This is a genomic window from Geodermatophilus sp. CPCC 205761, assembly GCF_051383655.1.
Taxonomy (GTDB): domain Bacteria; phylum Actinomycetota; class Actinomycetes; order Mycobacteriales; family Geodermatophilaceae; genus Geodermatophilus.
This window is the reverse complement of sequence record NZ_JALPKQ010000046.1, coordinates 1-13,854: the sequence shown is the minus strand read 5'-3', so window position 1 is coordinate 13,854 and position 13,854 is coordinate 1. Positions and strand designations below refer to the sequence as shown.

At 70.9% G+C, this 13,854-nt stretch carries 10 protein-coding genes, 3 tRNA genes and 1 pseudogene; 12 read left to right on the top strand and 2 right to left on the bottom strand.

Features of this window, described 5'->3' with window-relative positions:
• Positions 1-101: 101 nt before the first annotated feature.
• The 7 genes from MY526_RS21915 to MY526_RS21885 all read left to right on the top strand — a co-directional run bounded on the left by MY526_RS21915 (position 102) and on the right by MY526_RS21885 (position 7,888).
• Entirely contained in the window at positions 102-1,517 is a 1,416-nt protein-coding gene (locus MY526_RS21915; RefSeq protein ID WP_436705072.1) for an APC family permease, read from the top strand.
• Between the two features lie 244 nt (positions 1,518-1,761).
• Positions 1,762-3,795, top strand: coding sequence for a DNA topoisomerase (ATP-hydrolyzing) subunit B (gene gyrB, locus MY526_RS21910; RefSeq protein ID WP_436693528.1), 2,034 nt, complete (start codon positions 1,762-1,764; stop codon positions 3,793-3,795).
• Positions 3,796-3,905: 110 nt separating this feature from the next.
• Positions 3,906-6,374 (top strand): DNA gyrase subunit A, encoded by a 2,469-nt coding sequence (gene gyrA, locus MY526_RS21905; protein WP_436693526.1) that lies wholly within the window; start codon positions 3,906-3,908, stop codon positions 6,372-6,374.
• Positions 6,375-6,545: 171 nt separating this feature from the next.
• Positions 6,546-7,331 carry a DUF3566 domain-containing protein gene (locus MY526_RS21900; RefSeq protein WP_436693525.1) on the top strand — a complete coding sequence of 262 codons (786 nt, stop codon included), beginning with the start codon at positions 6,546-6,548 and terminating at the stop codon, positions 7,329-7,331.
• 142 nt (positions 7,332-7,473) lie between these two features.
• Positions 7,474-7,547, top strand: a tRNA-Ile gene (locus MY526_RS21895).
• Between the two features lie 105 nt (positions 7,548-7,652).
• On the top strand, positions 7,653-7,790 hold the full coding sequence (locus MY526_RS21890) for a DLW-39 family protein (RefSeq protein ID WP_436693523.1): 138 nt from the start codon (positions 7,653-7,655) through the stop codon (positions 7,788-7,790).
• Between the two features lie 25 nt (positions 7,791-7,815).
• A tRNA-Ala gene (locus MY526_RS21885) sits at positions 7,816-7,888 on the top strand.
• Positions 7,889-8,105: 217 nt separating this feature from the next.
• Here MY526_RS21885 and MY526_RS21880 read toward each other — a convergent pair.
• A pseudogene (locus MY526_RS21880) lies at positions 8,106-8,582 on the bottom strand (tyrosine-type recombinase/integrase); the annotation flags it as partial.
• Between the two features lie 675 nt (positions 8,583-9,257).
• Complete coding sequence (locus tag MY526_RS21875; protein ID WP_436693521.1) at positions 9,258-9,917, bottom strand: FadR/GntR family transcriptional regulator; 660 nt, start codon at positions 9,915-9,917, stop codon at positions 9,258-9,260.
• 144 nt (positions 9,918-10,061) lie between these two features.
• On the opposite strand from MY526_RS21875, the gene MY526_RS21870 reads away from it, so the two are divergent.
• The 5 genes from MY526_RS21870 to MY526_RS21850 all read left to right on the top strand — a co-directional run bounded on the left by MY526_RS21870 (position 10,062) and on the right by MY526_RS21850 (position 13,788).
• Entirely contained in the window at positions 10,062-10,946 is an 885-nt protein-coding gene (locus MY526_RS21870; RefSeq protein WP_436693519.1) for a fumarylacetoacetate hydrolase family protein, read from the top strand.
• A 27-nt stretch (positions 10,947-10,973) separates the two neighbouring features.
• Positions 10,974-11,735 carry an alpha/beta fold hydrolase gene (locus MY526_RS21865; RefSeq protein WP_436693517.1) on the top strand — a complete coding sequence of 254 codons (762 nt, stop codon included), beginning with the start codon at positions 10,974-10,976 and terminating at the stop codon, positions 11,733-11,735.
• Positions 11,736-11,853: 118 nt separating this feature from the next.
• Positions 11,854-13,164 carry an amidohydrolase family protein gene (locus MY526_RS21860; RefSeq protein WP_436693515.1) on the top strand — a complete coding sequence of 437 codons (1,311 nt, stop codon included), beginning with the start codon at positions 11,854-11,856 and terminating at the stop codon, positions 13,162-13,164.
• A gap of 66 nt (positions 13,165-13,230) precedes the next feature.
• Positions 13,231-13,671, top strand: coding sequence for a DUF1636 family protein (locus tag MY526_RS21855; RefSeq protein ID WP_436693513.1), 441 nt, complete (start codon positions 13,231-13,233; stop codon positions 13,669-13,671).
• Between the two features lie 30 nt (positions 13,672-13,701).
• A tRNA-Ala gene (locus MY526_RS21850) sits at positions 13,702-13,788 on the top strand.
• The last annotated feature ends 66 nt before the right edge of the window (positions 13,789-13,854 follow it).

Below are 13,854 nucleotides of genomic sequence, written 5' to 3'. Positions count from 1 at the left end.
GTCCCGCTCCGGTCGCGGGCGGGTCGGCCACGGTCCACCATCGGCGGGGCAGCCTGGCCAACGGCGGTCGGACACCGGGACGAGCCCTGCAGGAGGCAGCCATGGCCGAGACCAGCCCGGTCGCCGACCGGACCGAGGACGGTCAGCCCACGCTCAAGCGGGTGATGGGCCCCGGCCTGCTGCTGCTGTTCATCGTCGGCGACATCCTGGGCACCGGGATCTACGCGCTCACCGGCCAGGTTGCGGCCCAGGTCGGCGGCGTCGTCTGGCTGCCGTTCCTGGTCGCGTTCCTCGTCGCGCTGGTCACCGCGTTCAGCTACCTGGAGCTGGTCACCAAGTACCCCCAGGCCGCGGGCGCGGCGCTGTACACGCACAAGGCGTTCGGCATCCACTTCGTCACGTTCCTGGTCGCCTTCGCGGTGATGAGCTCCGGGATCACGTCGGCGTCCACCGCGGCGCGGGCGTTCAGCGCGAACTTCGCCAACGTCTTCGGCCTGGGCATCGAGGAGGGCTTCGGCATCACGCTCATCGGCCTGGGCTTCATGTCCCTGGTGGCCCTGGTCAACCACCGGGGGGTCGGCGAGAGCGTCAAGACCAACGTGGTGCTCACCTGCGTGGAGCTCTCGGGACTGCTCATCGTCATCGGGGTCGGCGTCTGGGCGCTGGGGCTGGGCGAGGGCGACTTCGGCCGGGTGACCGAGATCGACACCGGGGACCGCTCGGTGGTGGGCGGGGTGATCGCGGCGACCGGGCTGGCGTTCTTCGCGATGGTCGGCTTCGAGGACTCGGTGAACATGGCCGAGGAGTGCAAGCACCCGCGGAAGATCTTCCCCAAGGTGCTGCTCGCCGGTCTGTGCCTCACCGGCCTGATCTACGTGCTGGTGTCGATCTCGGCGATCGCGCTGGTGCCGGCCGAGCGGCTGAGCGAGGGCGACACCCCGCTGCTGCAGGTGGTGGAGGCCGGCGCACCCGGGTTCCCGGTCGGGATCTTCGGCGTCATCACGATGTTCGCCGTCGCCAACTCCGCGCTCATCAACATGCTCATGGCCAGCCGGCTGGTCTACGGGATGAGCCGGCAGCACGTGCTGCCGCCGCTGCTGGGCAAGGTGCACGCCACCCGTCGCACGCCCACCACGGCGATCCTCTTCACCACCGCGCTGGCCTTCGGCCTGATCACCTTCGTGGGTGCGGTGCCGGCCCTGGGCGGCACGACGGCGCTGCTGCTGCTCATCGTGTTCACCGTCGTCAACGTCGCCGTCCTGGTGCTGCGCAAGGACCGGGTCGACGAGGACCACTTCCGCACCCCGACCGTGCTGCCCGTCGTCGGGGCCCTGGCCTGCGGTTTCCTCGCCACGCCGTGGGCCGGCCGGCCGACCGAGCAGTACCGCATCGCCGGCGTCCTGCTCGTGATCGGCGTCGCCCTCTGGGGCGTCACCGTCCTCGTCAACCGGCGGACCGGTCCCGCCGTGCCCCCGCTGGACCCCGACCGGTTCACCAAGGGCGGCCCCGTCAACTGAACCGGGGGCCCAGGCGGCCCCGGGACGGCGTGTCGACCCGGGGCCCGCCACCGGGGGTGGCGGACGAGCCGCGAGAGGCGCAGGGACGCGCTCAGGGCGTGGACGGAGACGTTCTTGTCGTAGGACCCGGTATCCTGGACGGCAGGAACCGCCAGCAACCGGCCCCAGTGCCTCTCTACGCCGTCGTGCCCCCCGCTCCGCCGCGGGGGTGCCGTGCGCCGGTTGCGCGACAGAAGGGCCCCACGTGGTCGCACGACCCCAGACCGAGAACGCCTACTCCGGCAGCTCCATCACCGTCCTCGAGGGTCTCGAGGCGGTGCGCAAGCGCCCCGGTATGTACATCGGCTCCACCGGTGAGCGCGGCCTGCACCACATGGTGTGGGAGGTCGTCGACAACGCCGTCGACGAGGCGCTCGCCGGCTACTGCGACACCGTCCGGGTCACCCTGCTGGCCGACGGCGGCGTCCGGGTCGAGGACAACGGCCGTGGTTTCCCGGTCGACATGCACCCGGTGGAGAAGCGGCCCACGCTCGAGGTGATCATGACCGTCCTGCACGCGGGCGGGAAGTTCGACGGCAAGAGCTACGGCGTCTCCGGTGGTCTGCACGGCGTCGGCGTCACCGTGGTCAACGCACTGTCCAAGCGGCTCGAGGTGAACGTCTGGCGCGACGGCGCCGAGTGGTTCCAGCGCTACGACCTGGCCAAGGCCGGGCCGCTGGAGAAGGTCGGCCCGACGAAGAAGCGCGGCTCGGCGGTCACGTTCTGGGCCGACGGCGACATCTTCGAGACCACGCACTACTCGTTCGACACCATCAACCGGCGGCTGCAGGAGATGGCCTTCCTCAACAAGGGCCTGACCATGGTCCTGCGCGACGAGCGCCCCGGGCACAGCAAGGTGGACACCGGGCTCGCCGACGAGATCTCGATCGCCGAGGCGGCCCCCGAGGCCGGCACCGAGGCGGAGGCGTTCGAGGCCACCGAGATCACCTACCGGTACGACGGCGGCCTCGAGGACTACGTCAGGCACATCAACGCCAAGAAGTCCCCGATCCACAAGTCGGTCATCGGCTTCGGCGCCGAGGGCCTGGGCAAGAACGACATGCGGATGTCGGTGGACGTCGCGATGCAGTGGTCCGACGCGTACTCCGAGTCGGTCTACACCTTCGCCAACGTCATCAACACGCACGAGGGCGGCACTCACGAGGAGGGCTTCCGCGCTGCGCTGACGTCGATCGTCAACCGCTACGCCGTCGAGAAGAAGCTGCTGAAGGAGAAGGACGAGAAGCTCACGGGTGAGGACATCCGCGAGGGTCTCGCCGCGATCGTCTCGGTGAAGCTCGGCGACCCGCAGTTCGAGGGCCAGACGAAGACCAAGCTCGGCAACACCGAGGTCAAGGGCTTCGTCCAGCGGGTCTGCAACGAGCAGATCACGCACTGGTTCGAGGCCAACCCGACCGAGGCCAAGACGATCATCACCAAGGCCTCGTCCGCGGCCCGCGCCCGCCGCGCGGCGCAGGACGCCCGCAAGCTCGCGCGCAAGAACCTGCTGAGCAACAACTCGCTGCCGGGCAAGCTCGCCGACTGCCGCTCGACCGACCCGCGCAACTCCGAGGTCTACATCGTCGAGGGCGACTCGGCGGGTGGCTCGGCCAAGTCCGGCCGCGACTCGATGTTCCAGGCGATCCTGCCCATCCGCGGCAAGATCATCAACGTCGAGAAGGCGCGTATCGACCGGGTCCTCAAGAACAACGAGGTCCAGTCGATGATCACCGCGTTCGGCACCGGCATCCACGACGAGTTCGACCTGTCGAAGCTGCGCTATCACAAGATCATCCTGATGGCGGACGCCGACGTCGACGGCCAGCACATCCGCACGCTGCTGCTGACCCTGCTGTTCCGCTTCATGCGGCCGCTGGTCGAGGCCGGCTACGTCTACCTCGCACAGCCCCCGCTGTACAAGATCAAGTGGGGCGGCAAGACGGGTGACGAGTACGTCTACACCGACAAGGAGAAGGAAGGCGCGCTCCGGCTCGGCGCCGAGCAGGGCCGCAAGATCAAGGACGACGCGATCCAGCGGTTCAAGGGCCTCGGCGAGATGAACGCCACCGAGCTGTGGGAGACCACGATGAACCCGGAGACCCGGGTGCTCCTGCAGGTGACGCTCGAGGACGCCGCCACTGCCGACGAGCTGTTCAGCGTCCTGATGGGCGAGGACGTCGAGGCCCGCCGCAGCTTCATCACCCGCAACGCCAAGGACGTCCGCTTCCTCGACGTGTGACCGAGGCCCCCTCGCCCCCCACTGCTCGCAGGCTCGCAGCGGGACCCTGCGAGGGGGCCGGACACAGCGTGACTGCCGCTCTTCTGCACCGAACCGTGGAGATCTGAACCGTGACCGAAACCCCCAGCCGCGACCGCGTCGAGCCGGTCGATCTCCAGCAGGAGATGCAGCGCAGCTACATCGACTACGCGATGTCGGTCATCGTCGGCCGCGCGCTGCCCGAGGTCCGCGACGGCCTCAAGCCGGTGCACCGCCGCGTGCTGTTCGCGATGTACGACCAGGGCTTCCGCCCCGACCGCGGCTACGTCAAGTGCGCCCGCGTCGTCGGTGAGGTGATGGGTAACTACCACCCGCACGGCGACACCTCGATCTACGACGCCCTCGTCCGGCTGGCCCAGCCGTGGGCCATGCGGTACCCGCTGGTCGACGGCCAGGGCAACTTCGGCTCCCCGGGCAACGACCCGGCGGCGGCCATGCGCTACACCGAGGCCCGGCTCACGCCGCTGGCCATGGAGATGCTGGCCAACATCGACGAGGACACCGTCGACTTCCAGCCCAACTACGACGGCAAGAACCAGGAGCCGCTGGTCCTGCCGGGGCGCATCCCCAACCTGCTGATCAACGGCTCGGCCGGCATCGCCGTCGGCATGGCCACCAACATGCCCCCGCACAACCTGCGCGAGGTCGCCGAGGCCGTCTTCTGGGTGCTCGACCACCCGGACGCCGAGCCGGAGGAGGCGCTCACCGCCTGCATGCAGCGCATCCCCGGCCCGGACTTCCCGACCGCCGGCCTCATCGTCGGCCGCGAGGGCATCGAGGACGCCTACCGCACCGGGCGCGGCTCGGTGCGCATGCGCGCCGTCGTCACCGTCGAGGAGGACGCCCGCGGACGGGTGCAGCTGGTCTGCACCGAGCTGCCGTACCAGGTCAACCCCGACAACCTGGCCGAGGCGATCGCCGAGGCGGTCAAGGACGGCCGGCTGCAGGGCATCAGCGAGATCGCCGACGAGTCCAGCGACCGCGTCGGCCGCCGGCTGGTCATCACCCTGCGCCGCGACGCCGTCGCCAAGGTCGTGCTGAACAACCTCTACAAGCACACCCAGCTGCAGACGACGTTCGGCTGCAACATGCTCTCGATCGTCGACGGCGTGCCGCGCACGCTGCGGCTCGACGAGCTGATCCGGCTCTACGTCACCCACCAGATCGAGGTCATCCAGCGGCGGACCCGCTACCGGCTGCGCAAGGCCGAGGAGCGCGCACACATCCTGCGCGGTCTGGCCAAGGCGCTCGACCAGCTCGACGCGGTCATCGCGCTGATCCGCAACAGCCCGTCGGCGGACGCCGCCCGTGGCGGCCTCATGGACCTCCTCGACATCGACGAGATCCAGGCCACCGCGATCCTCGACATGCAGCTGCGCCGGCTGGCCGCCCTGGAGCGGCAGCGGATCCTCGACGAGCTGGCCGAGCTCGAGGCCCGCATCGCCGACCTGCAGGCGATCCTCGACTCCCCCGAGCGGCAGCGGCAGATCATCCACGACGAGCTCGCCGAGATCGTGGAGAAGTACGGCGACGACCGGCGCACGAAGTTCGTGGCGAACGACGGCGACGTCTCCATGGAGGACCTCATCGCCGAGGAGGAGGTCGTCGTCACCATCACCCGCACCGGGTACGCCAAGCGGACGAAGAGCGACCTCTACCGGTCGCAGCGCCGCGGCGGCAAGGGCGTGATGGGGGCGGCCCTGAAGCAGGACGACATCGTCGACCACTTCTTCGTGGGCTCCACCCACGACTGGATCCTCTTCTTCACCAACAAGGGCCGGGTCTACCGGGCGAAGGCCTACGAGCTGCCCGAGGCCAACCGCACCGCCCGCGGCGCGCACGTGGCCAACATCCTGGCGTTCCAGCCCGACGAGCGGATCGCCCAGGTGATGCAGATCAAGGACTACGGCGTCGCGCCGTACCTGGTGCTCGCCACCGCCCGCGGTCAGGTGAAGAAGACCCGGCTGACCGACTTCGACTCCCCGCGCAGCGGCGGCGTCATCGCGATCAACCTCCGCGAGAACGACGAGCTGGTCGGCGCCGCGCTCATCGACTCGGATCAGGACCTGCTGCTGGTCAGCCGCAAGGCCATGTCGATCCGCTTCCGCGCGGACGACGACCAGCTGCGGCCGATGGGCCGGGCCACCGAGGGCGTCCGCGGCATCTCGCTCGCGCCCGACGACAACCTGCTGTCGATGATGGTGGTCGAGGACGGCGTCGACGTCCTCGTCGCCACCGAGCGCGGCTTCGCCAAGCGGACCGGCATCGAGAACTACCCGGCGCAGGGCCGCGGCGGCAAGGGCGTGCTCACCGCAGACCCGAAGGCCCGCAAGGGCTCGCTGGTCGGGGCGCTCGCCGTGCGGCTGGGCGACGAGCTGTACGCCATCACGTCCGGCGGCGGCGTCATCCGCACCCCGGTCAACGGCGTGCGGCACAACAAGGACCGCGCCACCATGGGTGTCAAGCTTATGAACTTGCCCGAAGACGTGTCGATCGTGGCGATCGCGCGGACGACGGACAACGACGAGCCCGCAGCCTAGTCTGGATGCGATGACGGAGGAGGCGCAGCGCCCGTGGCCCCGGGTCCGGTCGCTCCGCCTCCTCCGGTCACGCAACCACGGATCTGACCGGCGCCCGGGCGCCCCCGGCCGCGAGCCGGACCACCCGGGTACGAGAGAGCGGCGCAGGCCGCCGGGGAACGGGAGACTCGCATGAGCGACCGGACGCAGGGTTCGGTGCGCACCGGGGCCCGGCCTGGGGACACCAGCACGGCGCAGGGGCCGGCCACCGGCCAGGACGTCGTCGCGGACGGCCAGGCGCCGGTGACGGCCACGCAGTCGATCCCCGGCACGGGGACCCAGCGCGCTCAGGAGGCCGCGGTCGACGGCACGGTCCCGGTCGCGGGCGGCCCGGTCTCGACCACGGCGGGTGTCTCGACCACGAAGGCCCCGCCGGCGCGGGGCAGCGACGCCCCGGTCGCCCGCGGGACCGAGACCGCGCTCGCGGCACCCGCGGAGTCGGCCCAGGAGGGCCAGCTGGCGCCGGTCCAGGGTGCGGTCGCGGCGGGCAGCTCGGCTGCCGCCACGGGGACCGGCAAGGCGGCCTCCCCGAAGCAGCAGAAGGCGGCGCGCGGTCCGCGTCGTGCCCGCCTGCAGCTGCGGCACATCGACACCTGGTCGGCGCTGAAGATCTCGCTGGTCCTGTCGATCGCGATGTTCTTCATCTGGATGGTCGCCATCGGCATCCTCTACGGCGTCCTGTCCGGCCTCGGCGTCTTCGAGACGCTCAACGACCTGTTCGGCCAGCTCGGCACCGCGTCCGGCGCCGAGGGCAGCGGCGAGGTCATCACCCCGGGCATCGTCTTCGGCGGGGCCGCGGTCATCGGGGCGATCAACATCGTGCTGATGACCGCGCTGTGCACCGTCGCGGCGTTCATCTACAACATGTGCTCCGACCTCGTCGGCGGCCTGGAGGTCACCCTCTCCGAGCGCGACTGAGAAAGACCCCGTCCTCCCCGCCGCTCGCAGGCTCGCGGCGGTGCCCGGGACGGGGCGACGGCCCTCGCGAGCCGGCGGCCGGGGGACGGACCACCCCCCGGCGAGACCGGGGGAAGGGCCAGGTAAGCTGTCCGAGGTCCACGGGCCTGTAGCTCAGGCGGTTAGAGCGCATCCCTGATAAGGATGAGGCCGGAGGTTCAAGTCCTCCCAGGCCCACCCGTGTCCCGGCGCTACCGGCGTCACCCGGCCCCCTCCCGTACGGGAGGAGCGGTCGGGGCCCCTCGCAGCGAGGGGGGAACTCCCCTCGAGGAGGTAACCCGCGTGCTGAAGAGACTCGCCCTCGCGGCCGCCGCGGCCGGGGCACTGGCCCTGGTCCGCAAGCGCTCGGCCGGCAAGGCCGAGGCCGACCTGTGGCACGAGGCCACGAGCGGGTCGGTCAGCACTCCCGGCGCCCGCTGACCCGGCGGGGCGTCCGCCCCGCCCCGGGGACGTAGCTCAATTGGCAGAGCACCGCCTTTGCAAGGCGGGGGTTAGGGGTTCGATTCCCCTCGTCTCCACTCCCTCGACAGGCCTACTGACCTGCGATTCATCGGTTCCGGGCGACTCACCGGCGCGCCGCTGATCCGGCGCAGTCCGCAAAAAGTCCGCACCTCGTCCGCGCGTGGCCGCCCGCAGGGCGTCCAGTCGGTCGGCCACCTCGTCCAGGTCGTCATCGAACAGGTCGGCGTAGCGGTCCAGGGTCATGGCCGCCGACGCATGCCCGAGCATCCGCTGCACCGCCTTGACGTTGGCTCCCGCCTTGATCGCCAGCGAGGCCGCGGTGTGCCGCAGCTCGTGCGGCGTGAGCCCGGGCTCCCCGATGGCCCGCGCGGCGGCGTCGAACCAGGCGGCCCGGGCGTTGCGGTTGCGCAGCACCGCGCCCTGCGGCGACGGGAAGGCCAGCTCGTCCGCGGGGCGGTTCACCACCGTCCGGCCAGTTCGTCGACCAGGAAGCGTGGCAGCGGCACCGAGCGTCGGCCGTGGGTCCTGGAGGTGCCCAGACCAGGCGGGCGCCATCGACCTCGGTGACGGCCTCCTCGACCAGGACCGCCGGCGCAGCAGGTCGAAGTGCCGCACCCGCAGCGCCGCCAGCTCCGACCAGCGCAGCCCGCAGTAGCCCAGCACCAGCACGGCGACCCGGCCGGGCCCGGCGGCCTCGGCCAGCGCCTCCAGCTGCTCGGCGCTCAGATACCGACGGCGCTTCTCTCCCATCGCCGGCAGGGCCACGCCGAGGGCGGGGTTGACCGCCAGGCGCCGGTCGCGGACCGCGAGCCCGAGGACGCCGGCGAGAACGCCCTGGGCCTCAGGACCGACACCCCCGGACAGTCCCCGCGAGGACAGCTCCGTCAGCCAGGGCTGGACCTCGCCGTGGATCACCTGGATCAACGGCACGCCGGCCCAGCGGGGCAACACGTGGGTCCGCAGCACGTCGGCGTAGCGGCCCGGGTCGTGGGCTTGAGATTGATCTCCTCGGTGACCTTCGAGCGTGCCGGTCGACGAAGGTGCCGGTCTGCACCGCCGCGGTGACCTCGTCGAGCCCCCGCTGGGCGTCGGCCTTTCCGCTTGAAGTGACGGGCGTGCTCCTTTGCCGTGCTCGTCGCGGGTACCGGGGCCGGTGCGTGCCGTCGGGCCTCCGCGCGATCGACGCCATCACCGACCACCTCCATCTCGTCGATCCCCGGGGGCCTGTGCGAGCCGCGCTCCATGGCCGACGCGAGCACCGCGAGGGCCAGCTTGCCGTCGGTCGCTCGCTCGTTCAGCGGACGGACCGCACTCCGTGGATTGCTGCGACGCCGGTCCTTCGGCAGCTCACCGGCGGAACCGTCCGCAGCCTGGATCCCCGATTGGCCGCGGCCGCGTACACGAGGAGCCGCCGCTCGAGCTGTCTCAGCGACGGCCGAGGAGGTTGTCGCCGACGTTCTCCAGATGAGTGCGCATGGTCTTCTCGGCCCCGTCGGGGTCGCGGTCGCACAGCGCTTCCACGATCGCGGTGTGCTCGACGTGGTAGCAGCGGCGGCGTTCGGGGGTGGACGTTCGGCGCTTGAGGCTGCCCCAGACCGGTAGCTGCCGGGCGGTGTTCATGACGTCGAACATGTTCATCAGCAACCCGTTGTGGGCCGCCTCGGCGATCGCCCGGTGCAGCTTGGCGTCCCAGGACTCGAACGCCTCGAACTCGGCGCTGGCGCCGCCACCCTCGAGGCAGACGGTGATCCGGTTCAGGTCGGCCTGGGTGGCGACGCGGGCGGCCAGCGCGGCCACCGGCGGCTCGATCACCAGCCGCACCTGCATGATCTCGGCCGGGCTGGTGTCGGCCGGCGCATCGGCCCGTCGCTGCGCCAGCTCGCTGAGGAACGTGCCCCGCCCGACGTGGCGGAAGACCAGCCCCTCCTCCTCCAGCACGTCCAGCGCGCGACGGATCGCGCTACGCGGCGCGGACAGCCGCTCCACGAGTTCGCGCTCAGTGGGCAACTTCGCGCCGGGGACGAGGGAACCTTCCGCCGCCCCCTCGTCAAGGAGGGCGCGGAGTGACTGCTCGACGTTCAACACGCTCGCACTTTACCGCACTTGTACCAATCGAGACCAATAGTCCGAACGGGAACAGGCGGAGATCTTCTCTCGACATGGCGCGCGTCACCCCGTAGCGTCCCAGCCAGCCGAGCATTGGTCACAATGGTTTAGATTGGTTCAGACATGAAGATCGTGACGTTCTCCACCGGTACGGATCAGCGCGTGGGCGTCGTAGACGTCGAGCGCGGCGTGGTCCACGACGTCACCACCGCCCTCCCCGACGGCACCGACGTCCTGCAGCTGATCGAGGAGTGGGCCGAGCTCGGCCCGCGCCTGGAGCAGCAGGCCGCAGGGCTGCCAGAGCGCCCGCTGGATGCGGTGCGCCTGCTGGCACCGATCCCGGCGCCGCGGCGCAACATCTTCTGCGTCGGCAAGAACTACCGGGACCACGTCCTGGAGTTCGGCCGCAGCGGCTACGACAGCCCGGACCGCTCGCAGGCCATGCCCGAGGCGCCCGTGGTCTTCTCGAAGGCCACCACGTCGGTCACCGGCCCCTTCGACGACATCGACCCGCACCACGGCGTCACCAACGAGCTGGACTACGAGGCCGAGCTGGGCGTCATCATCGGCCGCGGCGGCCGCGGGATCACCCGCGAGCAGGCCTTCGACCACGTGTGGGGCTACACGATCATCGACGACTTCACCGCCCGGGACCTGCAGCGCACCCACAAGCAATGGCTGATCGGCAAGTCGCTGGACACGCACTGCCCGATGGGCCCCTTTGCCGTCTCCGCCGACGAGGTCCCCGACGTGACCGCGCTGGTGGTGGAGAGCTCGGTGAACGGTGAACCCCGCCAGAACGGGTCGGTCAAGGACCTCATCTTCGACATCCCGGAGCTGATCGCCACCATCTCCGCCGGCATCACGCTGCTGCCCGGCGACATCATCGCCACCGGCACCCCGGCCGGGGTCGGCATCGGCTTCGACCCGCCCAAGTTCATGACCAGCGGCGACGTCATCGAGATCTCCATCACCGGGCTCGGCGCGCAGCGCAACCGGATCGCCTGAGCCGGCCGGAACGACAGGAGAGACGACGTGAAGATCAACGGCAAGGAACTCGCGGTCGAGATCGACGGCCGGGGCCCGGCGGTGCTGCTGGTGCACGGCCTGGGCGGCACGACGAACTTCTACCAGGTGCAGGCCGACGCCCTGGCCGACCGGTTCCAGGTGATCCGGGTCGACTCGGCCGGCGCCGGCCGGTCACCCGTCGCCGACGGGATCAGCATCGCCGCGCACGCCGACGACCTGGCCGCGCTGCTCGACGAGCTCGGGGTGGCCAGCGCCGTCGTCGTCGGGCACTCGATGGGCACCCTGGTCGTGCGGGACCTGGCGGCCCGCTACCCGGACAAGGTGTCCGCCCTGGCGCTGTTGGGTGCCGTCCGGGAGCCGGCCGAGCCGGGCCGGCAGGCCCAACGCGACCGGGCCGCCCTGCTCCGCGAGAAGGGCACCGCCGCCGTCGCCCCGGCCGTCGTCGCCAACGCCCTGTCGGAGACCACCCGGCGAGACAAGCCCGAGGTGGCCGCCTTCGTCCGGGAGCTGATCACCCGCCAGGACCCGGAGGGCTACGCCCGCAACTGCGAGGCACTCGCCGCCGCCACCGACCCCGGGCCCATCGACCCCAACCTGCCGCTGCTGCTCGTGACCGGCAGCGACGACAAGGTCGGCCCGCCCGAGGCCAGCCAGGAACTCGCCGCCGCCCACGGCAACGCCACCGTCGAGATCGTGCCCGGCGTCGGCCACTGGACCGCTCTCGAGGCCGCCGGCCCGGTCACCGACCAGCTGCTCGAGTTCCTCTGAGCAACTCCGAGCTGCACCGCACCCCCGCTTCCGCAGAACCGTCAATCGCGCCCGGTCGGGCGCACCCGGGGCGCCGGCGACCCGTCCGGCGTGCCCCTCACCGCGAAGGAGATTCACCGTGCCCGTCCCCACCGACAAGACGCTGTTCCGCAACGTCAGCATCCTCGACTCCACCGGCGCCGACCCCTATCCCGGCGACGTCCTGGTCGAGAACGACCGCATCGCCGCCGTCGGTACCGTCGACCCGGCGCAGATCGGTGACGCCCGGGTGGTCGAGGGCCGCGGCCGCACCCTGATGTCCGGGCTGTGCGACGCCCACACCCACTTCACCTGGAACAACAGCGCCGACCTCGACGGCCTGGGCACCATGCCGGTCGAGGAGCACCTGCTGTTCGCCCTGGAGTCCGCCCGCACCTACATCGACTCCGGCTACACCATGTGCCTGGGCGCGGCGTCGGCGAAGGACCGCCTCGACGTCGTCTGCCGCGACGCCATCAACGCCGGCCGCTTCCCCGGCCCCCGCTACCTCGCCAACGGCCCGGAGATCGCGGTCACCGGCGGCGCGCTGATCAAGAGCATCACCAAGTTCGCCGACGGCCCCGAGGGCATGCGCAAGGCCGTCCGCGAGCTCATCGAACTCGGCGTCGACCAGATCAAGCTGTCCATGACCGGCGAGGAGATCACCGGCACCCAGCGCGCCGAGGACACCTACTTCTCCGACGAGGAGACCGCCGCCGCCGTCACCGAGGCCCACCGCCGCGGCAAGCGCGTCTGCGCCCACGCCCGCAGCGCCGAGAGCGTGAAGATGTGCGTCCGCAACAAGGTCGACATCATCTACCACGCCTCCTTCACCGACGCCGAGGGCATGGACATGCTCGAGGCCAACAAGGACTGGGTCTTCGTCGCCCCCGGCCTCAACTGGCTGATCGCCACCCTCTACGAGGCCGAGTCCTTCGGCTTCCCGCAGGAGGCCGCCGAGGCCGTCGGCTACAAGCGGGAACTGGACATGGCCGTCAAGGGCCTTCGCGAGATGCACCGGCGCGGTATCAAGGTCCTGCCCGGCGGCGACTACGGCTTCGCCTGGACCCCCCACGGCACCTACGCCCGCGACCTGCAGCACTTCGTCGAGCTGCTCGGCTTCACCCCGATGGAGGCGATCATCTCCGCCACCGCCTGGGGCGGGGAGATCATGCTGCGCCCCGACGAGCTCGGCAAGGTCCAGCCCGGCTACCTCGCCGACCTGATCCTCATCGACGGCGACCCGCTCGCCGACATCACCATCCTGCAGGACCACTCGAAGATCAACTACGTCATGAAGGACGGCCGGTTCCACAAGCAGCACGCCGAGGACGACCACACCGTGCCCGCCCCTCGGGCGGCCGACCTCGTGCACGACATGGCCGCGCCCGTGGTGGCACACCGGCCCTGACGACGATCACGGTGCCGGCGACCAGCCCACCCTGGTCGCCGGCACCCCTGACCGGGGAGCCCACCGATGACCCTGCTGATCTGCCGCACCTGCCCCCGCTACGACCCCCGCGCCACCGGTGACTTCGGCCGCCGGCTGACCGCCGCCATCGCCCAGGTCGCCGACAACGAGCCCGGCACCACCGTCGCCATCCGCAACGTCCAGTGCCTGGGCGGCTGCCCCGACGAGGGCGTGGTCGCCGTCGACGGACCGCAGAAGGCCCGCGTCCGCTTCACCGGCCTCGACGAGTCCGACGCGAAAGCGGTCTTCGCCGCCGCGGCCGCCCACGACGCCTGCCCCACCGGCGCACCCGACGACTGGGAGATCCCCGCCGAGCTCGCCGACCGGATCAGCTCGGTCACCCTCAAGCGGACCCCACAGCCGTACAGCGGCGACCCCGGCGCGCCGCGACACGTTCCCCTCCGACGGACGGCGGGGCGGTGGGTCATCGAGCCGCATCGGCGGTGAGCCGGCTGCTCCCCGCGAATGCCCTGGTCAGGACTCTCAGTCACAGCCCACCGCGCCAACCACCCCGAGATCGCTTTCGCAAGGCGGGGGTCAGGGGTTCGATTCCCCTCGTCTCCACGTTGCGATGTCGCGGGACACCGTTCACAGGTGTCTCGCGACATCGTTCACGTTGAGGCCTGTGGT

What these genes read in the sequence shown, in the direction of transcription:
- MY526_RS21870 (WP_436693519.1), top strand. Translation starts at nt 10,062, where the DNA reads ATGAAGATCGTGACGTTCTCCACCGGTACGGATCAGCGCGTGGGCGTC.
- MY526_RS21915 (WP_436705072.1), top strand. Translation starts at nt 102, where the DNA reads ATGGCCGAGACCAGCCCGGTCGCCGACCGGACCGAGGACGGTCAGCCC.
- MY526_RS21900 (WP_436693525.1), top strand. Translation starts at nt 6,546, where the DNA reads ATGAGCGACCGGACGCAGGGTTCGGTGCGCACCGGGGCCCGGCCTGGG.
- MY526_RS21855 (WP_436693513.1), top strand. Translation starts at nt 13,231, where the DNA reads ATGACCCTGCTGATCTGCCGCACCTGCCCCCGCTACGACCCCCGCGCC.